Annotated in this window: 18 protein-coding genes and 1 tRNA gene; 11 read left to right on the forward strand and 8 right to left on the reverse strand. The window is 72.5% G+C overall.

Translation table 11 applies throughout. From position 1 onward, the window contains the following. Positions 1 to 414 precede the first annotated feature (414 nt). Positions 415 to 684 carry a hypothetical protein gene (locus tag OIE51_RS24225; protein WP_326600777.1) on the forward strand — a complete coding sequence of 90 codons (270 nt, stop codon included), beginning with the start codon at positions 415 to 417 and terminating at the stop codon, positions 682 to 684. Then, complete coding sequence (locus OIE51_RS24230) at positions 677 to 1,303, forward strand: DUF6879 family protein (RefSeq protein ID WP_326599924.1); 627 nt, start codon at positions 677 to 679, stop codon at positions 1,301 to 1,303. Before OIE51_RS24225 ends, OIE51_RS24230 begins: the two co-directional genes overlap by 8 nt. A gap of 372 nt (positions 1,304 to 1,675) precedes the next feature. Here the strand turns inward: OIE51_RS24230 and metX are convergent, their stop codons facing one another. The 4 genes from metX to OIE51_RS24250 all read right to left on the reverse strand — a co-directional run bounded on the left by metX (position 1,676) and on the right by OIE51_RS24250 (position 6,705). Next, positions 1,676 to 2,812 carry a homoserine O-acetyltransferase MetX gene (gene metX / locus OIE51_RS24235; protein WP_326600779.1) on the reverse strand — a complete coding sequence of 379 codons (1,137 nt, stop codon included), beginning with the start codon at positions 2,810 to 2,812 and terminating at the stop codon, positions 1,676 to 1,678. Next, on the reverse strand, positions 2,809 to 4,128 hold the full coding sequence (locus tag OIE51_RS24240; protein WP_326599925.1) for a bifunctional o-acetylhomoserine/o-acetylserine sulfhydrylase: 1,320 nt from the start codon (positions 4,126 to 4,128) through the stop codon (positions 2,809 to 2,811). Before OIE51_RS24240 ends, metX begins: the two co-directional genes overlap by 4 nt. A 200-nt stretch (positions 4,129 to 4,328) precedes the next feature. After that, positions 4,329 to 4,817, reverse strand: a complete 489-nt coding sequence (locus OIE51_RS24245; protein WP_326599926.1) for a beta-class carbonic anhydrase — start codon at positions 4,815 to 4,817, stop codon at positions 4,329 to 4,331. Positions 4,818 to 5,466: 649 nt separating this feature from the next. Continuing rightward, positions 5,467 to 6,705: a hypothetical protein gene (locus OIE51_RS24250; protein ID WP_326599927.1), complete on the reverse strand. Its 1,239-nt coding sequence runs from the start codon at positions 6,703 to 6,705 to the stop codon at positions 5,467 to 5,469. 60 nt (positions 6,706 to 6,765) lie between these two features. Between OIE51_RS24250 and OIE51_RS24255 the strand changes: the two genes are divergently transcribed. Next, entirely contained in the window at positions 6,766 to 7,548 is a 783-nt protein-coding gene (locus OIE51_RS24255; RefSeq protein WP_326599928.1) for a glycosyltransferase family 2 protein, read from the forward strand. 312 nt (positions 7,549 to 7,860) lie between these two features. On the opposite strand, the gene OIE51_RS24260 is transcribed toward OIE51_RS24255, so the two are convergent. Next, positions 7,861 to 7,948 (reverse strand) — tRNA-Leu (locus OIE51_RS24260). Between the two features lie 179 nt (positions 7,949 to 8,127). Between OIE51_RS24260 and OIE51_RS24265 the strand changes: the two genes are divergently transcribed. The 3 genes from OIE51_RS24265 to OIE51_RS24275 all read left to right on the forward strand — a co-directional run bounded on the left by OIE51_RS24265 (position 8,128) and on the right by OIE51_RS24275 (position 10,776). After that, on the forward strand, positions 8,128 to 9,426 hold the full coding sequence (locus OIE51_RS24265) for a M20/M25/M40 family metallo-hydrolase (RefSeq protein WP_326600781.1): 1,299 nt from the start codon (positions 8,128 to 8,130) through the stop codon (positions 9,424 to 9,426). A gap of 146 nt (positions 9,427 to 9,572) precedes the next feature. Continuing rightward, positions 9,573 to 9,812, forward strand: a complete 240-nt coding sequence (locus tag OIE51_RS24270; protein WP_326599929.1) for a chaplin — start codon at positions 9,573 to 9,575, stop codon at positions 9,810 to 9,812. 142 nt (positions 9,813 to 9,954) lie between these two features. Then, on the forward strand, positions 9,955 to 10,776 hold the full coding sequence (locus tag OIE51_RS24275; RefSeq protein ID WP_326599930.1) for a chaplin: 822 nt from the start codon (positions 9,955 to 9,957) through the stop codon (positions 10,774 to 10,776). 67 nt (positions 10,777 to 10,843) lie between these two features. Here the strand turns inward: OIE51_RS24275 and OIE51_RS24280 are convergent, their stop codons facing one another. Beyond that, positions 10,844 to 11,032, reverse strand: coding sequence for a DUF5703 family protein (locus tag OIE51_RS24280; protein WP_326599931.1), 189 nt, complete (start codon positions 11,030 to 11,032; stop codon positions 10,844 to 10,846). 47 nt (positions 11,033 to 11,079) lie between these two features. Between OIE51_RS24280 and OIE51_RS24285 the strand changes: the two genes are divergently transcribed. Beyond that, the gene (locus tag OIE51_RS24285) at positions 11,080 to 11,742 is read left to right on the forward strand and encodes a hypothetical protein (RefSeq protein ID WP_326599932.1); all 663 of its coding nucleotides are present in this window, start codon (positions 11,080 to 11,082) and stop codon (positions 11,740 to 11,742) included. On the opposite strand, the gene OIE51_RS24290 is transcribed toward OIE51_RS24285, so the two are convergent. Further along, positions 11,743 to 13,764 carry a helix-hairpin-helix domain-containing protein gene (locus tag OIE51_RS24290; RefSeq protein WP_442812077.1) on the reverse strand — a complete coding sequence of 674 codons (2,022 nt, stop codon included), beginning with the start codon at positions 13,762 to 13,764 and terminating at the stop codon, positions 11,743 to 11,745. Then, a complete protein-coding gene (locus OIE51_RS24295; RefSeq protein WP_326599936.1) occupies positions 13,749 to 14,735 on the reverse strand; it encodes an aldo/keto reductase in 987 nt (328 codons plus the stop codon). The genes OIE51_RS24290 and OIE51_RS24295 overlap by 16 nt, the downstream gene beginning before the upstream one ends. Before the next feature lie 85 nt (positions 14,736 to 14,820). On the opposite strand from OIE51_RS24295, the gene OIE51_RS24300 reads away from it, so the two are divergent. The 4 genes from OIE51_RS24300 to OIE51_RS24315 all read left to right on the forward strand — a co-directional run bounded on the left by OIE51_RS24300 (position 14,821) and on the right by OIE51_RS24315 (position 18,084). Then, positions 14,821 to 15,870: an LLM class F420-dependent oxidoreductase gene (locus tag OIE51_RS24300; protein WP_326599938.1), complete on the forward strand. Its 1,050-nt coding sequence runs from the start codon at positions 14,821 to 14,823 to the stop codon at positions 15,868 to 15,870. A 37-nt stretch (positions 15,871 to 15,907) separates the two neighbouring features. Beyond that, entirely contained in the window at positions 15,908 to 16,600 is a 693-nt protein-coding gene (locus tag OIE51_RS24305; RefSeq protein ID WP_326599940.1) for an MSMEG_4193 family putative phosphomutase, read from the forward strand. A 72-nt stretch (positions 16,601 to 16,672) separates the two neighbouring features. After that, the gene (locus tag OIE51_RS24310; protein WP_326599942.1) at positions 16,673 to 17,266 is read left to right on the forward strand and encodes a DUF3090 domain-containing protein; all 594 of its coding nucleotides are present in this window, start codon (positions 16,673 to 16,675) and stop codon (positions 17,264 to 17,266) included. After that, complete coding sequence (locus tag OIE51_RS24315) at positions 17,227 to 18,084, forward strand: SCO1664 family protein (protein WP_326599943.1); 858 nt, start codon at positions 17,227 to 17,229, stop codon at positions 18,082 to 18,084. The genes OIE51_RS24310 and OIE51_RS24315 overlap by 40 nt, the downstream gene beginning before the upstream one ends. The last annotated feature ends 4 nt before the right edge of the window (positions 18,085 to 18,088 follow it).

Genomic DNA, 18,088 nt, shown 5'->3' on the forward strand with positions numbered 1-18,088 from the left:
CCGCTCATCGCTTTCCGGCCTGCCGAGTGGAGGCGCACCGGTGCGCGGCGATTCCTCGCCGCCGAAGCGGGGATGCCTCGGTCACCTGAGTGGCAGGCGTGTCCTCAGTGTCCTCAGTGCTTGAGGTGCTTCTCCCATTCACTGTTCCCTCGCTGTGCAGTGCGGCGATCACTCGCCCGTTTACCGGCGGGTCGAGTAGCTTACCGTTGCTGTGATCGAATACAAACCCTTATTGATCAAGGCTGACGCGGCTTTGTGCTGTTGGGGGGAAATCGTTACCCCTATTTGGGTGGCCGGTGATAATTGACGACAGCATATGCCAATTTGCGACAGGCTCCTGCGCTCGGGCCTCTGACCGGGCGTCACATGCTACGGTTGCGACGGTCCGTAAGGCGTGCTGAGGGGATGATGACTGTGGCCAGGCCATGGGAAGCCGACCCGGCAACGGGATTCAAGAAGAGGTGGGGCAAATCGCCCCAGGAATTAGGGCATACGACTGATACTCCCGACTGCCCCGACATCTGGGAGCTGGACAATGGGGATGTCGCTATCATCGGCAGGGATCTCACCGAATCACTCGGCAAGAACCTGCCCGCAGGAGTCTCGATCGGCAGTGACGAACGACTCGTGATAATCCCCAGGAACATGATGATCGCGGCGAAGCCGGATATCCCCAATGTTTGATTCATTCTCGCGAGGCGCGTCCGAACGCCTCGACCGCCCCGCGTATCACGCGGATTTCTACCGGGTCTTCGAGAGCGGTATCCGGCACTTGCACAAGCTCGAACGTGGCCAGCACTTCAAGGAACGGGGCTTCGCGAGCTGGGAAGCGTTCGCGGCCGGGGAGTGGGAGAAGGCGCTCTCGCTCGCCGAGGAGAGGCGCGACACCTACGCCGAGCAGATCCGGGACACTGTCCGTCGCGGCATCACGCAACGTCGCCTGCGCGTCGTCGAGTTCCCGGTGACTCCGTATGTGCAGTGGGAGTTGTTCGTCCTGCGCCTCCGAGTGGAGCTCGGCGACCGGATCAGGGTGATCGATGCCCGCACGATCACGGATATCGAGAAGGGCGCCGCCGTTCCCGAGGTGGTGATCCTCGGAGACTCGGTGATGTACGAGGTGCTCTACGACGACGACGGAAACGCGGCTGGAGCCAAGCGGTACACCGATCCGGGGCTGATCGAGGAGACTTCGACCGGGTTCTGCGCGCTCTACGAGCGTGGCGAGAGCTTCTTCGACTTCTTCGACCGGGAGATCGCCCCGCTGCCGCCGCCGTCTGTCGAGGCCCGGGCCTCCGTCGAGTGATTCCGGTCGTGCGGATCCGAGCGAGGCGTCAATCAACCCACCGATTGCGGCACATGGGCGCGCCCGTCGGTGACCGCTGCCGCGTCGCACCCATCATCGCTCCCGACCCCGGGCCGCCTGTCCCGGGACTGGTAACCGGAGGCTGAGCCGGGCACCGCAGTTCTGGGCGACGTGGCCGAACCCAGTGCCCGCCCGGCCTGATCCGTGCCCGCCCCTCCGACGGCACGCTGACCGGCACGGGGCGCTGGGTGCTGCCCCTGCCCGGTGGTCGGTGTGCCGTCGAAGAGGCGGTTCACGCGGACTCCGCGGTGCCGGAAACGGCGAACGGCCGCTCACCCACGAGCATCTTCCGGGCCCGTCCGCACCGTGCGATCAGTCGCCCGTCAGCTCTCGTATCAGTGGCGTCACCTGGTCCGTCTCGATCAGGAATCCGTCGTGGCCGTGTGGGGATTCGATGACGCGGACGTGGTCGGCGCCGGGGATGCCGGTGGCCAACTCCGTCTGCTGGGACAGGGGGTACAGGCGGTCGGTGTCGATGCCGGCCACCAGGGTGGGGGCCGTCACGCGGCGGAGCGCGGCGGCCGTGCCGCCCCGGCCGCGGCCGATGTCGTGGGTGTTCATCGCTTCCGTCAGGGTCACGTAGCTGCCCGCGTCGAAGCGGCGCACCAGCTTCTCGGCGTGGTGGTCGAGATACGACTCCACCTGGTAGCGGCCGTCCCCCTGCGGCGAACGGCCGAAGCGCGCCTGGAGTTCGGCCTCGGTGCGGTACGTCACCTGGGCCAGCCGCCGCGCCAGGCCCAGGCCGGTGTGCGGGCCGTGGCCCGGGGGTGCGTCGTGGTAGTGGCCGCCGCGCCAGCCCGGGTCCGCGCGGATCGCGCCCACCTGGACGTTCGCCCACGCGATCTGCTCCGCGCCGGCCGCCGCGGGGCAGGCGAGCAGCAGCAGGGCCCGCGTCCGGTGGGGGAACGACACCGCCCACTCCAGAGCGCGCATGCCGCCCATCGAGCCGCCGATCACCAGCGCCCAGGCGCCGATGCCCAGCGCGTCGGCCAACTCGGCCTCGGCGGTCACCTGATCGCGCTGCGTCAGCCGGGGGAACGCGCCGCCCCACCGCCCTCGCCCGTCCGGGCGGAACGACGAGGGGCCGGTGCTGCCCTGGCAGCCGCCGAGCACGTTGGGCGCCACGATGAACCAGCGGTCCGGATCCAGCGCCCGCCCCGGGCCGATCAGTCGGTCCCACCACCCCGGCGTGGGGTGGCCGGGGCCGGCCGGGCCCGCGGCGTGGCTGTCCCCGGTGAGCGCGTGCAGCACCAGCACCGCGTTGGACCCGTCGGGCGCCGGCCGCCCCCAGGTCTCGTAGGCCAGCCGCACGCCCGGCAGTTCGCCCCCCGACTCCAGTGGCAGCGGCTTCTCCGGCGTTGCCCACCGGCGGCGGCCGGGCGGCGAGACCCCCTCCTGCCAGGCGCCGGACGCCGGCCGGAGGGGGGAGAGCGGCGCGGACCCGGTCAGGACGCGCCCTTCGCCGCGCGGAACCCGGCCGCCAGGTCCGCCTTCAGATCCGTGACGTTCTCCAGGCCGACCGACAGCCGGACCAGGCCGGGGGCGGTGCCGGTGGCGCCGAGCTGCTCCGGGTCGAGCTGGCTGTGCGTGGTGGACGCCGGGTGGATGATCAGGCTGCGCACATCCCCGATGTTGGCCAGGTGGCTGAACAACTCCACCGCGTCCACGAACCGCTTGCCCGCCTCGACCCCGTCCCGCAGTTCGAACGAGAGCACCGCGCCCGCCCCGTTGGGCAGATAGCGCCCGGCCGCCTCGTACCAGCGGTTGGACGGCAGCTCCGGGTAGTGCACCGCGCGCACCTCGTCGCGCTGCTCCAACCACTCGGCCAGGGCCAGCGCGTTGGACGAGTGCCGCTCGATGCGCAGGCTGAGCGTCTCGACGCCCTGGAGCAACAGGAAGGCGGAGTGCGGCGCGAGCGCCGGGCCAATGTCCCGCAGCAGCTGCACCCGCAGTTTGATGGCGAACGCGCCGGGGCCGAGGGCCTCCCAGTAACGCAGCCCGTGGTAGCTGGGGTCGGGCTCGGTGAAGCCGGGGAAACGGTCGGCGTGCGCGCCGAAGTCGAACGTGCCGCCGTCGACCACGATGCCACCGATGGTCGTGCCGTGCCCGCCGATGAACTTCGTCGCCGAGTGCACCACGATGTCGGCGCCGTGCTCAAGGGGCCGCAGCAGATACGGAGTCGGCACCGTGTTGTCCACGATCAGCGGCACGCCGGCCTGGTGGGCGACGTCGGCGATCGCCCGGATGTCGAGGACGTTGCCGCGCGGGTTGCCCAGCGATTCGCCGAACAGCGCCTTGGTCTCCGGCCGGATCGCGGCCCGCCAGGCGTCCACGTCGTCCGGGTCGTCGACGAACGAGACCTCGATGCCGAACCGGGGGAGTGTGTGCCGGAAGAGGTTGTACGTCCCGCCGTACAGAGAGGTGCTGGTGACGATGTGGTCCCCGGCGCCCGCCAGGTTCAGGATCGCCAGCGTCTCGGCGGCCTGCCCCGAGGCGACGGCCACGGCGGCCACGCCGCCCTCCAGCGCGGCGATCCGCTGCTCGAAGACGTCCGTCGTGGGGTTGTGGATGCGGGTGTAGATGTTGCCCGGCTCCGCCAGCGAGAAGAGGTTCGCGGCGTGTTCGGTGTCGCGGAAGACGAACGAGGTCGTCTGGTAGATCGGCACCGCCCGCGCCCCGGTGGCCGGATCGGGCACGGCCCCGGCATGGATCTGCTTGGTCTCGAACGACCAGGCGGGAGTGGCGGATTCGGCGGACTGACTCATGACTGGTTTCCCCTTGGAACGGAACGGCTCGGCGCAGCTCGATACGGCAGGGCACGGCTCGGCACGGCCTGAAGGCATGGTGAGGAACGCGCCACGGGCGGCGCGGTGACGGGCAAGGGCGGGTCGCGAGGCGGCTGTTCAGCGCCCCACGGCGCCCGGGATACAGCTCGTGCCGGGGCGGCGCGCGAACGTCCTGACGCTCACCTGGCCTCCTTCGGACGGCCGGTGGCGACGTCGAGGACGAAGCCGCGCAGGGAGTCGGTGTGCGGCACGAACGGGCCGGCCGCGATGCGCCGCGCCGCCTGCGCCACGTCCTCCTCGGCGTCCGGGAAGGACTCGGCGGCCCAGCCGGGCCGGAGACCGGTCTCCTCCTCGATCCCGCGCTTGACCACGTCGTCCGTGAAGGTCGTCATGCCGCGGTCGGTGTGGTGGACAAGGATGATCTCCCGTGCCCCCAGGAGTCGTTGGCTGATCGCTGGTGACCGGATCGCGTCATTGGTGACCACATCATCGGCGTTCCGGATCGCACGCGCCTCGTCCTCCCGCGGGCCGAGGACGCCGTTGACGTTCAGCCGGGTGTCCGTACGGACGACGACGGCCACCTGCCGGGAGGGCGGCAGCGGCAGCGGGCCGGTGAAGGGGGCCGCGTAGGCTTCGTTGTTCGCCGGATACTCGTCGGTGACGGACACGGCGCTCCCCTTCCTCGCGGCTTGCCGGCGAGTTCCCGGCGTCGGCTCCGACCACCCACGTTAGGGCAGGTCCGGGGGGCCGGAAAGCCGGGTCGGCGGATGGCCACGAGACCGCAAGGCGCGCTCATCCCACGGCAATACGGCCGCAACAGAACACCGCCGCCCATGACCTCCCCGCCCGCTCCCCGCCCGCTCCCCGCCCGCTCCCCGCCCGCTCCGCCGGCGGCAGACGGCCGGAGTCCGTCACCCCGGACAGCACGTGGTCGGCCGCGGCGAGCGCGAACTCCGTTCGTCGGTGAGGTGCGGATCCGGCGTGCCCGCCGCCCTCCGTCAGCGGCGGGCCGAATTTCCCGGGCGCGGCCAAGAAGGGAAAAGAGTCCGGGGTGCGACCGTCCCGGCGTGCTCCGGAATTCCGGCCGCGAGGTGGTCGGTCATCTCACCCCTCAAGCGCGGACTCCAGCAGCCGCTGCGCCACCGCCACCGCCGGCTGAGGCCCCGCCGCCTCGCCCGGACCGTTCTTGGCCAGGTGCTCGCCGGTCACCGGCGCGTCCTCGGTGATCGGGACGCACCACTCGTTCGACGGTCCCGCCCGGACCGGCGGCGTTGTGTCGGCGAGCCGGGTCTGCGAAGGGGCCGCGGGCTTCGACGGTCAGTCCGGTCCGCTCTTGGGCGGCTCGGGGCGTTCGCGGTAGCGGAGAAGGAGGTGCGTGCCGAGGATGAGCAGGCCGGAAAAGCCGAGCATGACGGCGCCTTCGCCGAGGATGAGTCGCATCCGGTCGCCGAGAGGGAGATCACCGCCGTAGGTGAGCTGGATGGTGCTGAGGATGAAGGCGATGGCGGCGAGGAAGACCGTGATCATGGTGATCAGGTGACTGGTCGCGGCGTTGAGCTGGGCCTCGACCTTGCGGTACGTCGCGTTCTGCTCCTCCCAACGACGGCGGTGGGACGCGGTTTCGGCGGCACGCAGTCGTCCTTCCAGGATGAGTTCGCGGCGTGCGAGGTACTGCTCCTGGAGCTGTTTGTGGCTGCCCCGGCTGCCCATCGCCGGGAGCAGTGCCAGGGCGAGGTCGACGGCTTCGAGGGCGGCGTCGTGTTCCTGGCACATGTGGAGTCCGGTGGCCAGGCGGAAGACGAAGATGTGATTTTCGGGCCACTGGGTCGCCGCCTCGCGGGCCCGGTCGCGCAGCAACTCGCCCTGGGCGGGGAACGGGGCTGCGGCGGCGAGGGCGTTGAGGCAGATGTCGACGGTGTGCGGGGTCCGCTGGGGGGAGAACCAGGCGTGGTCGAGCAGGTCGGCGGCGTGTTCGGCCGTGAGTCTGCGGCTGCCGCAGGCGGCGAACGCGCGCAGCGCGGTGAACAGCGGGCCGTCGCGGTGGGGGCCGGCCGCCAGGGCGAGGAGGGAGGACTCCAGGAAGCCGTGCAGTTCGTCGAAGCGGAAGTTCGCCCGCAGTTTGCCGGCGTGGTAGAGGGCGGCGAAGTAGGCGGTGTCCGCCGAGCCGACGATGTCGCCGCAGGCATCGGCGATCTCGGCGGGGGACTCCTCGCTGTCGCGGGTGATGAAGGCGTAGCCCAGAGCCCACTTCTCCTCTATCTCGGTGTAGTGGGTCTGGCCGATGGTGTCCTCGCGGCCCGGGCCGTGGGCCTGGAGCCAGCGGGCGCACTCCGCGGCGGTGCGCACGGTGGGCCGGTCGAGGAACCGCAACCGCCAGTAGCGGTCGGCGCAGATCAAGAAGGGGTCGGAGGCGAAGTTGGCCGAGGTGAGCTGGTACGGCGGCTCCGTCCCGGCCGCGCGGAGCGATACCGCGACCTCCTCGCACACACGGTCCAGCTCGCGGGAGTCCGCGGTCGCGACCCGGCTGAGCGGCGCGATTATCGAATTACCCTCCATGCACCCGTACTTACCACGAATCGGTGCGCCCAAGGAATCTTCGGCCTAAAGTCTGAGCCCATGCGAGTGGATGTCGTGACGGCTGTCCACGCGCCGTATGCCAGGTTCCTGGCCGCCGCGTGGGCATCGTTGCGTGCCCAGACCCACCGGGACTGGCGATGGCTGATACAGGTCGACGGCCCGCACGACGGCGCGTTGCGGGCCGCGCTGGTCGCCTGCGGCGCGGCGGTGGACAGCCGGGTCCAGATCGCCGCGCACCGCACCGCGGAAGGCCCGGCTGTCGCGAGGAACCTCGCCCTGGGGCGCTCCAGCGCGCCGCTGATTCAGAACCTCGACGCCGATGATGAGCTCGAACCCTCGGCGTTGACGCTCCTCGCCGGGGCACTGCGCGACGATCCGCGGACCGGTTACGCCGCGGGCCGCGCACGCGACCTGATGCCCAGCGGCCAACTCCACGACCGCCCCCTTCCCTTGCGCGGTGGCCCGTTGCCCCGGGGCATCCTTCTGGAGCACTGGACGACGGCCTCGGGCCGCTACCGCCTGCCCCTGCACCCGGCCGGCGTGATGTGGCGCCGTGACCTCCTGCTGTCCCTGGGCGGGTGGTCCGCGATGCGCGGCATGGAAGACACGAGCACCTTGATGGCCGCGTCCGCGCGAGCCGTCGGCGTACTGCTGGAAGCCCCGACCCTCCGCTACCGCAAGCACTCCCAGCAGATCTCCGGCCGAACATCGGATTTCGCTGGGGGGGGGGGCGCAGATCGCCCTCATCCGCCAGCGCGCGCTGCACCTGCTCACCGCCCCCGCATGGTGCCCGCCACCACCATCGCCTCCCGGCGCAGGTGACACCGCCCACTGAGCGTCAGGCCCTGTTCCCGCGAGAGACCGCGTCGACGGTCGCCGCCGTGCGCCGGACGTCGCCCCCGGAGCGCCTTCCGCGTCAAGCACGGCTCCTATCGGCCAGGTCGCCGTCGGCCGGCGCGGTGCCCGTGCCCACCGGCCCGCCTCGGGTCCGTACGAGCCGGAAGTCCCGGCCGCGCTCCCGCCGTTCGCCGAGGCCCACCACCGCACCCAGCTCGCTCTGCTCCGGACCCCCGGCCTGCCCGCCTGCGGCAAGGCCCTGATCACCCGGGAAGCCGAACGGGCCCAGCGTACTGGTGGTGTCCGAGGGGGGACTTGAACCCCCACGCCCTTAAACGGGCACTAGCACCTCAAGCTAGCGCGTCTGCCATTCCGCCACCCGGACGGGGTGTGACGCCGGGACGGTGTGTGATGTCGCGGCGACGCGGGAAACGATAGCAAAACTCCCGGCCTACGCGATCTCCGCCCAACGGGGGAGGATGGGAGCGGACCCCACCGCAGGAGGAGTGCAGCGTGAGCCAGTCGAGCCCGAGCCCGGAGCGTGCCGGGGGCAGCCAGAGGGCGATGTCCGCCGAGGACGAGGTCGTCGGGCTGTGCCAGGACCTCATCCGCATCGACACCAGCAACTACGGCGATCACTCCGGGCCCGGCGAGCGCGCCGCCGCCGAGTATGTCGCCGAGCGGCTCGCCGAAGTCGGGCTCGAACCGCGGATCTTCGAGTCGCACCCGGGCCGGGCCTCCACCGTGGCGCGGATCGAGGGCGAGGACCCGTCGCGGCCCGCGCTGCTCATCCACGGGCACACCGACGTCGTGCCCGCCGACGCCGCCGACTGGACCCACCACCCGTTCTCCGGCGAGATCGCCGACGGATGCGTCTGGGGCCGGGGCGCGGTCGACATGAAGGACATGGACGCGATGACCCTCGCCGTCGTCCGCGACCGGCTGCGCTCGGGGCGCAAGCCGCCGCGTGACGTCGTCGTCGCCTTCCTCGCCGACGAGGAGGCGGGCGGTGTCTACGGCGCGCGGTATCTGGTGGACCGTCACCCCGAGCTGTTCGAGGGCGTGACGGAGGCGATCAGCGAGGTCGGCGGCTTCTCGTTCACCGTCAACGAGAACCTGCGGCTGTACCTGATCGAGACCGCCCAGAAGGGCATGCACTGGATGCGCCTGACCGTGGAGGGCACCGCCGGCCACGGTTCGATGACGAACAAGGACAACGCCATCACCGAGCTGTGCGAGGCCGTCGCCCGCCTCGGCCGGCACAAGTTCCCGGTGCGGGTGACCAAGACGGTCCGGGCGTTCCTCGACGAGCTCTCCGACGCGCTCGGCACCGAGCTGGACCCGGAGGACATGGAAGAGACGCTGGCCAAGCTCGGCGGCATCGCCAAGATCATCGGCGCGACGCTGCAGAACACCGCCGCCCCCACCCAGCTCGGCGCCGGGTACAAGGTCAACGTCATCCCCGGCACCGCGACCGCGCACGTCGACGGGCGGTTCCTGCCCGGCTTCGAGGACGAGTTCCTCGCCGATCTCGACCGCGTCCTCGGCCCGCGGGTGAAGCGCGTGGATATGCACTCCGACAAGGCGCTGGAGACGTCGTTCGACGGGTCCCTGGTCGAGGCCATGCGGTCCGCGCTGGTGGCCGAGGACCCGGTCGCGCGCGCCGTCCCGTACATGCTGTCCGGGGGTACGGACGCGAAGTCGTTCGACGACCTGGGCATCCGCTGCTTCGGGTTCGCGCCGCTGAAGCTGCCACCGGAGCTGGATTTCGCCGGGATGTTCCACGGGGTGGACGAGCGGGTGCCCGTGGACGGGCTGAGGTTCGGCGCGCGCGTGCTCGATCGTTTCCTCGATCAGTGCTAGAACGCCATCGCGCAAATAATCGCACAAGCGTGTGAGATTCCTCAGAGTGGGTGAAAGATCGTGACGGTTCGTGCCCTGCTTTCGCCCGCCTCGTTGCAACCAGTGCAGTCCCCGGCTGGGGCCGCATTTGTCAACGAGGAGGAATAATGATCAAGAAGGTCGTCGCCACCGCGGCCGTTACCGGCAGCCTGATGATGGCCGGAGCCGGCCTGGCTGTGGCGGACTCCGGTGCCGACGCGAAGGCCGCCGCGGTGGGTTCCCCCGGCATCATCTCCGGCAACGACGTTCAGGTCCCGATCGGCATCCCGGTCGACCTGTGCAACAACACGATCAACATCGTCGCCCTGCTGAACCCCGCCTTCGGCAGCACCTGCGTCAACGCCTGATCCTGGCCCCACTCCACGAGGGCTTGAACCGCGGTCCCGGGGTGCGAGCTCGCACTCCGGGGCCGTTCGGCTCGACAGCGGGCGCGGGTGCCCTCATTCCCCCACCCCGCGTCCCATATATGACGAGGCAGGGAAAACAACCATGCGACAGGTCACGAAAAAGGGCCTGATCACCGTAGCCGCCGCCGGCGGCTTGCTGGCCTTCGCGACCGGCTCGCCCCAGGCGGCCGGCGCGGATGCCGACGGCGCGGCGGTCGGTTCACCCGGCGTCGCGTCGGGCAACAACGTCCAGATCCCGGTCGGCGTGCCGGTCAACGCCTGCGGCAACACCGTCAACGTGGTCGGCGCGCTGAACCCGACCTTCGGCAACAGCTGTGCGAATGTCGACGGCGGCGGTCAGAGCGGCAGCGAGGCCCCGGCCCCGGCTCCGGGTGAGGACGAGGGCGGCTCCGAGGCGGCGTCCGGCTCCAGCGGCGCCGAGGCCGAGGGCGCGGCGGTCGGTTCACCCGGCGTCGCGTCGGGCAACAACGTCGAGGTCCCGGTCGGCGTGCCGGTCAACGCCTGCGGCAACACCGTCGATGTCGTCGGCGTGCTGAACCCGGCGTTCGGCAACGAGTGCGTGAACACCGGCGGCGGCCAGCAGCCGCACGAGCCGGAGCAGCCAGGAGAGCCGGAGGAGCCAGGAGAGCCGGAGGAGCCAGGAGAGCCGGAGGAGCCGGAGGTCCCGGCCGAGCCGGGTCCCGGCGGCCAGCCGGACGAGGGGACCGCTCCGGACGACGAGGCCCCGGCCGACTCGGAGGAGCCGGAGCACGAGCCGGCGGACGAGGCGGTCCAGCCCCAGGGCGGGCAGCTCGCCGAGACGGGCGATGACCTGGCCATGAGCGGCGCGCTGCCTGTCGGCGCCGGTCTTCTGGTCGGTGGCGTAGTGCTCTACCAACGCGGCCGAATGGCCCGTCGGCGCTGAGACACGGGCATCCCGCCCAGTGTTCTGACCGGACGAGTGGGTCCCGCCTCCGGGCGGGGCCCACTCGTCACCATGTGGGGCGGAGCTGGCGGATGATCCGGCGCCGCAGGCGCACCTGGCGGCTGCCGTCCGGATACAGGCGGAGCCGGGCCAGCTCCCAGTGTCCGTACTCGGCGTGCTCCGTCAGCAGACGGGTGGCTGCCGCGCGAGAGACCCCCCGCGGCACGTACACATCGCGAAACTCGTATTCCGGCATCGAATCCATTGTGCGGGCAAGCCCCGGATGCCGATACCGTCTGCACCATGTCTGATGCTGTGCAGCCCCAGGCTGCCGAAGTTCGCGCAGCCGCCGACGCGCTGAAAGAGGCGATCGACCGGCACCTCGCCGCGATCGAACGGCGTGCGGCGTCACCCGCGGCGGGGCCCGAGGCGGACGCCTCGGTCTTCGCCGCGTTCAACGAGATGGCAGCCGCGGGCGAGGCTTACGACGAGCTGCTGTACGACGTCTACGACGAGGTCACGCCCTTCGAAGTGCCGGACACGGAGGGCAGTTCGCCCTATACGGGACCGGCGGAGCCCGACGCGCTGAGCGTCTTCATCCGCCGGGACTACACGGTGGTCGAGCCGAGGCGGCTGTTGGCGCAGGCGCAGCGGGTCGCGGAGCTCGACCCGGAGGCGACGGACGAGGACGAACCGGACGCGCCGGAGTCGGCCGCCCGCAGCACGCACGCCGCCCTCGGGGTGCTGTTCGGCGAGTTCGACCCCGACGAAATCGCCTCTCGGTACAAGGAGTTCGGCTTGGAGGAGGGCGACTCCACGCTCTGGGTGCTGGCCGCCGACGAGCCGGCCGAGCCGGGGGAGTGGCTGGCCGCCCCCTTCGACTCCGTCGACCTGGAGCGGGTCGTCTGCCGCTTCGACGTCAGCGAGGCGTTCGAGGAAGAGGACGACCTGGACACCGTCGACTGATCAACGGACGCCGGTGGTCGACCGACCGACCGGCGCCCCGGCCGCGGCGATCGTCGCCTGCTCGCGCAGCAGCGTGCGCAGGCGGGTGCCGCGCGCGTCCACGGGCGGGGCGGCGACCGCGCGGGCCAGCGCCGGTCCGGCGCCCTGGACCACCGACAGATGCGCCTCGCCCCGGCTGAACGCCGTGTAGAGCCAGGCCCGGTCGATGTCCCGCACCGCGTCGCCCGGCAGCACCACCACGGCCGCCGGCCAGCGGCTCCCGGCCGCCTGGTGGGCGGTGACCGCCCAGCCGTGCCGCACGGTGTCCGCCACCAGCTCCCTGGCCACGGCGAACCGGCCGTCGCCGCCCTGGAGATCCTCCAGCCACAGGCCCTCCGCGTCGGCGTCGGCCACGGTCGCCAGCCGGGTCCGCCCCGGCGCGGGGGAGTGCGCGACCCGGTCGCCCGGGTCGAACCCGCCGAACCGGCCCGGCCCCGGATTGAGCCGCGCCTTCAGCGCCGCGTTCAGCGCGCGGGTGCCGGCCGCGCCGCCGTGCCCCGGGGTGATCACCTGTACCTCGTGCGCGGCGCGGCCGAAGGCGCGCGGAATCGAGTCCGCGACGAGCTGGACCGCCCGGTGCACGGCCTCGCCCGCGTCCCGCACCGGCACGATCACCACCTCCTTGTCCGGCGCCGCCACATGCTGCAACTCCCCGGCGCCGACGCCGGAGACCAACTCGCCGACCGGGCCGGGGTCCGGCGTCCGCGACACGATGTGCGGGCAGACCCCGGCGGCCAGGACGTCCGTGAACGCCTGGCCCGCGCCGGCCGGGCCGAGCAGCATCGGATCGCCGCTGAGCACCAGCCGCGCGCCGTCCGGCAGCGACTCGACCAGCGCCGCGGCGGCCTCGGTGTCGAGCTGGGCGGCGTCCAGGACGGCGAGCACGTCGAGCGCGAGCAGCCCTTCGCCGTCCCGGCCCGGACCCTCCCGGCCGGTGAGCAGCCCGTCCACCGTGACGGCGGCGTCGGCGTCACCGTCCGGCAGCAACGCGGCCAGCCGCCGCCGTCCGTCCGGTCCGTGCGTGGCGGCGAACGCCCGCAGGCCGAGCGACCGCGCCGCCGCGACCAGCGCGGCCGGCTCGGCCCGCGCGGCCTCGCCGCCGGCGTGCGTCACCAGCGGGCCGCCCGCCGCCGCCCGGATGAGCTCGGCGGCGGACGGGGACGGCGCGGCGGCGCCGACCGCCGCCCAGTCCGCGTCGTCGGCCTCCCGCGCCTCGAACGTGCCGCGCAGCCGGGACAGCCCGTCCGCCAGGCTCTCCTCGGCCAGCGCGAACCGCTCCAGGCCGAGCAGCACATGGACCGCGCCCCCCGCCTCCCCGGCCATCTCCGGATCGGCATCCGGATCGGCATCCGGATCGGCAGCGGGGTCGAGATCCAGGCCGGGAGCCGCGTCCGGGTCCCGGTCCTGGAAGACCAGCACCGCGCCCGCCTCGATCGCGTCCCGCACCGCCTCGTCCGGGTCCGGAACGCCGTGCTGGGACAGGCCCTTGGCCACGGCAGCCGACTCCAGGGCCGTGTGCCCGGCCAGGGCCGCGCGCTCCAGCAGCCACCCGGTCAGCGCGCGCGTCCTGCGCGCGTCGCCCGGGGTGCACTCCGGTCCGAGCAGCGCCCGCGCGAAGCCGTCCGCCTGCTCGGGACGCACCCCGTCGACCGCGAGCAGCCGCCACGGATCGGCGGCCAGCTCGCCGGCCGCGCCCTCGCCGAGCGCCGCCACCACCCGGGGCGCGAGCGCCTCCGGTGCCCCGCCCCTGGCCAGCAGCTCGGGCACCTCGTCCGGCACGGACACCGCACGGGCGGTCCGCTGTGCCGCACCCCCTCCGGCCCGCGCCGGGGCCGGGGCCGGGCGTGGCGGTGGGGGAGCGGGCCGAGTGAAGAACGAGGCGGCGGGCCGTTCGCCGCTCTCCACGGCCCGCACGGCGGCGCGGAGCTGGGCCGCGGCGTCCTGCGGCGGCACGTCGTTCTCGGCGGTCACAGGGAGCTCCAGTCCTGGTCGGGGTAACGGTGCAGCGGCGCCGAGACGTCGTCCAGCGCTCGGCGGATCTCCTCCGGAAGGTTAAGGGCCTCCACTGACAACGCCTCGGCGAGCTGCCGCGCCGTCCGCGCGCCCACGATCGGCGCCGTCACCCCCGGCCGGTCGCGCACCCACGCGAGCGCCACCTGGAGCGGGGTCACCGCGAGCCCGTCCGCCGCTATCGTCACCGCGTCCACGATCCGGCCCGCCGCCTCGTCCAGGTACGGCGCGACGAACGCCGCGAGCTGGTCGGACGCCCCGCGCGAGCCCGCCGGCCGGGCTCCCCGCCGGTACTTGCCGGTGAGCACCCCGCGCCCGAGCGGTGAGGACGGCAGCAGTCCGACGCCCAGGTCCCGCGCGGCGGGCAGCACTTCCCGCTCCACCCCGCGCTGGAGCAGCGAGTACTCCATCTGGGTGCTGGCGAGCGGGAACCGGGTGTCCGGCGCGGCCAGTTGCCAGGTGGCGGCCTTGGCGAGCTGCCAGCCGCAGAAGTTGGACACCCCGGCGTACCGGGCCCGGCCGCTGCTCACCGCGATGTCCAGGGCCCGGAGCGTCTCCTCCAGCGGGGTCGCCGTGTCGAAGGCGTGCACCTGCCACACGTCCACGTGGTCGACGCCGAGCCGTTCGAGGGAGGCGTCGAGCGCGGCGAGCAGGTGCCCGCGCGAGGAGTCGAAACGACGGTCCGGATCCGGCACGCTGCCCGCCTTGGTGGCGATGACGAGGTCCGCGCGTGGCACCAGGCCGCCGATCAGCCGGCCCAGCAGGTATTCGGCACCGCCGTCCGCGTAGACGTCGGCCGTGTCCACCAGGGTGCCGCCCGCTTCCCAGAACGTCTTCAGCAGTTCCGAGGCGTCGTTCTCGCCGGTGTCGCGGGTCCAGGTGAGGGTGCCGAGACCGAGCCGGGAGACGCGCAGGCCGGTGCGGCCCAGGTGCCTGAGATCCATGGCCGTTGAGCGTACTTGCGGCGACGGGTTACAGTCCTCGGGACCGGTGGGTTACTGGTCGGTAAAGCGGGCTGAAGGAGCGACGATGCGCCTTGGAATCAATCTCGGCTACTGGGGTGCCGGGATGGACGCGGACAATCTCGCGGTCGCCCAGGAGGCCGACCGGCTCGGCTACGCCGTCTGCTGGGCGGCCGAGGCGTACGGCTCGGACGGCGCGAGCGTCCTGGCCTGGGTCGCCGCCCAGACCGAGCGCATCGACATCGGCTCCGGCATTTTCCAGATCCCGGCCCGCACCCCGGCCATGACCGCGATGACGGCCGCCACCCTCGACTCCCTCTCCGGCGGGCGCTTCCGCCTCGGCCTCGGGGTCTCCGGGCCGCAGGTCTCCGAGGGCTGGTACGGCGTCAGGTTCGACCGGCCGCTGGCCCGCACCCGCGAGTACGTCGAGATCGTCCGCAAGGCGATGGCCCGCGAACGCCTCACCCACGAGGGCGAGCACTGGACGCTGCCGCTGCCCGGCGGTCCCGGCAAGCCCATCAAGCTCACGGTGCACCCGGTCCGCGAGCGCGTCCCGCTCTACATCGCCGCCATCGGCCCGAAGAACCTGGCTCTGACCGGCGAGATCGCGGACGGCGCCCTGCTGATCTTCTTCGCCCCCGAGCACGCCGAGGAGACCACGCTGGGCGCGCTCCGCGCCGGCCGGGCCACGGCGGGGAAGACGCTGGACGGCTTCGACGTCGTGCCGACCGTGCCGATGGCCCTCGGCGACGACGTGGAGGCGCTCGCCGACCACTTCCGCCCGTACACCGCGCTCTACGTCGGCGGCATGGGCAGCCGTGAGCAGAACTTCTACAACCGGCTCGCCCGGCGCATGGGGTACGAAAAGGAGGCCGCCGAGATCCAGGAGCGGTACCTGTCCGGCGACAAGCAGGGCGCCGCCGCGGCCGTTCCGCACCGGCTGATCGACTCCACCACCCTCATCGGGCCCGTGGAGCGCCTCGCGGACCGGATGCGGGTCTACGCCGAGGCCGGCGTCACCACTCTCTCCCTCGCCCCCGCCGGTTTCACCCTGGAGGAGCGGGTCGCCTCGCTGCGGGCCGGTGTCGAGGCCCTGGAACGCGCCGGTCTGGCCTGACCGGCCGGTCCGTCCGCGCCTCCCCTAGGCTGGCGTCATGCCCACCCTGCTGCTTCTCCGTCACGGCCGCACCACCGCCAACTCCTCGGGGGTGCTGGCCGGTCGCACCCCCGGCATCGGCCTCGACGAGCACGGTGCCGCGCAGGCCGCCGCGCTTCCGGCCCGGCTGGCCGGCATCCCGCTGGCCGCCGCCGTGCACAGCCCGCTCCAGCGGTGCGCCGAGACCCTGGCGCCGCTGCGCGAGGCCCGCCCGGAGCTGCCGGTGCGCGCCGAGGAGCGGATCGTCGAGTGCGACTACGGGGAGTGGACCAACCGCAAGCTCAAGGACCTCGCCGGGGATCCCCTGATGACGACCGTCCGGCGCCAGCCGTCCGCCGTCGTCTTCCCCGGCGGCGAGTCGCTGCGCTCCATGCACGCCCGCGTGGTGGCCGCGGCCCGCGACTGGGACGCCAGGATCGAGGCGGAGCACGGCGCGGACGCGATCTGGCTGATGTGCACGCACGGTGACAACATCAAGGCCGTGGTGGCCGACGCCCTCGGGCTCCACCTCGACATGTTCCAGCGCATCGTGCCGCACCCGGCCTCCGTGACGGCCATCCGCTACGGGGAGCCGCCGCTGCTGCTGCGCTTCGGTGACACCGGCGACCTCGCCGAGTTCGTCCCGCACACCGACGAGGCGGCCCGGGACGCCGCCGAGGCCACCGAGGCGCCGGTGGGCGGCGGTGCCTAGGCACGTTGATCGCGAAGCGCAGTAGGGTGCCAGTGTCTTAAGCAGCAAGAAGTCGACCCCACGGAGCAGTGCGTGTCCCGTCAGGTGTTCCTCTACGACCCTCCCGAACGCTTTGTCGCCGGGACCGTCGGATTGCCTGGCCGCCGTACCTTCTTCCTCCAGGCAACGGCGGCGGGCCGAACCACCAGCGTGGCCCTGGAGAAGGCCCAGGTGGAGGCGCTCGCCGAGCGCATCGACGAGCTTCTGGATGAGGTGGTGCGGCGCTCCGGCGGCAATACGACGGTCCCGGCCGTCGCCTCCTCCGAGCTGTCCGACACCGGCCCGCTCCAGACGCCGGTCGAGGAGGAGTTCCGCGTCGGCACCATGGCCCTGGCCTGGGACAGCGAGAACGAGCGCATGATCGTGGAGGCCCAGGCGCTGGTCGAGCTGGAGGCCGAGTCCGAGGAGGCGTTCGCCGAGGCGGAGGAGCGGCTGCTGCGGGACGACGAGAACGGCCCGCCCATGCTGCGCGTCCGGCTCACCGGGACCATGGCCCGCGCCTTCGCCCAGCGCGCCCTCGAAGTCGTCAACGCGGGACGGCCGCCCTGCCCGTTGTGCAGCCTGCCGCTCGACCCGGAAGGACACGTATGTCCGCGCCAGAACGGATACCGCAGAAGCCGGGTGTGACGGCGGAGGCGGTGCTGGCCCGTGGCGAGTTGACCGTGCACGGGCGCATCGCGGAAGCCTCCAACGCCGTTCTCTACGCCACCGCCGGCCTCGACGGGCACCACCTGCCGTGCGTCTACAAGCCGATCGCGGGGGAGCGCCCGCTGTGGGACTTCCCCGAGGGGACCCTCGCCCAGCGGGAGGTCGCCGCCTACGAGGTGTCCCGCGCGCTGGGCTGGGACCTCGTGCCGCCCACGGTGCTGCGCGACGGGCCGCACGGCGAGGGCATGTGCCAGCTCTGGGTGGGCCCGACGCCGGACGATCCAGGTGACCCGGACGCCCCCGAGCGGGGCCCGGACGGGCTCCTCGCGCTGGTCGACGCGGACGCGCCGGAGCCCGGCTGGAAGGCCGTCGGGTTCGCGGACGTCGGCGGCGGCCGGACCGCGCTGCTGGTGCACGCCGACGACGAACGGCTGCGCCGGATCGCCGCCCTGGACGCGGTCATCAACAACGGCGACCGCAAGGGCGGCCATCTGCTGCCGCTCGCGGACGGCCGGCTGTTCGGCATCGACCACGGTGTCACGTTCCACATCGAGAACAAGCTCCGGACGCTGCTGTGGGGGTGGGCCGGCGAGCCGCTGCCGACCGCCGTACGCGCGGCCCTGAGCCTGCTTCAGGACCAACTCGCCGACGCCGGGCCGCTGATGGCCCGGCTGCGCGAGCTCATCACCGCGGCCGAGTGCGAGGCGCTGCGTGACCGGACGGCGGATCTGCTGAGCGACGGCCACTATCCGCGGCCCACCGGCGAGTGGCCCGCCATCCCCTGGCCCCTGGTCTAGGACG

The organism is Streptomyces sp. NBC_01803, assembly GCF_035917415.1.
Lineage (GTDB): Bacteria > Actinomycetota > Actinomycetes > Streptomycetales > Streptomycetaceae > Streptomyces.

Excerpts from the sequence above, each read along its gene's own strand:
- OIE51_RS24270 (WP_326599929.1), top strand. The coding sequence starts at position 9,573 with ATGATCAAGAAGGTCGTCGCCACCGCGGCCGTTACCGGCAGCCTGATG.
- OIE51_RS24285 (WP_326599932.1), top strand. The coding sequence starts at position 11,080 with ATGTCTGATGCTGTGCAGCCCCAGGCTGCCGAAGTTCGCGCAGCCGCC.
- OIE51_RS24265 (WP_326600781.1), top strand. The coding sequence starts at position 8,128 with ATGTCCGCCGAGGACGAGGTCGTCGGGCTGTGCCAGGACCTCATCCGC.
- OIE51_RS24315 (WP_326599943.1), top strand. The coding sequence starts at position 17,227 with ATGTCCGCGCCAGAACGGATACCGCAGAAGCCGGGTGTGACGGCGGAG.
- OIE51_RS24255 (WP_326599928.1), top strand. The coding sequence starts at position 6,766 with ATGCGAGTGGATGTCGTGACGGCTGTCCACGCGCCGTATGCCAGGTTC.
- OIE51_RS24300 (WP_326599938.1), top strand. The coding sequence starts at position 14,821 with ATGCGCCTTGGAATCAATCTCGGCTACTGGGGTGCCGGGATGGACGCG.
- OIE51_RS24275 (WP_326599930.1), top strand. The coding sequence starts at position 9,955 with ATGCGACAGGTCACGAAAAAGGGCCTGATCACCGTAGCCGCCGCCGGC.
- OIE51_RS24280 (WP_326599931.1), bottom strand. The coding sequence starts at position 11,032 with ATGCCGGAATACGAGTTTCGCGATGTGTACGTGCCGCGGGGGGTCTCT.
- OIE51_RS24240 (WP_326599925.1), bottom strand. The coding sequence starts at position 4,128 with ATGAGTCAGTCCGCCGAATCCGCCACTCCCGCCTGGTCGTTCGAGACC.
- OIE51_RS24250 (WP_326599927.1), bottom strand. The coding sequence starts at position 6,705 with ATGGAGGGTAATTCGATAATCGCGCCGCTCAGCCGGGTCGCGACCGCG.
- OIE51_RS24305 (WP_326599940.1), top strand. The coding sequence starts at position 15,908 with ATGCCCACCCTGCTGCTTCTCCGTCACGGCCGCACCACCGCCAACTCC.
- OIE51_RS24295 (WP_326599936.1), bottom strand. The coding sequence starts at position 14,735 with ATGGATCTCAGGCACCTGGGCCGCACCGGCCTGCGCGTCTCCCGGCTC.
- OIE51_RS24230 (WP_326599924.1), top strand. The coding sequence starts at position 677 with ATGTTTGATTCATTCTCGCGAGGCGCGTCCGAACGCCTCGACCGCCCC.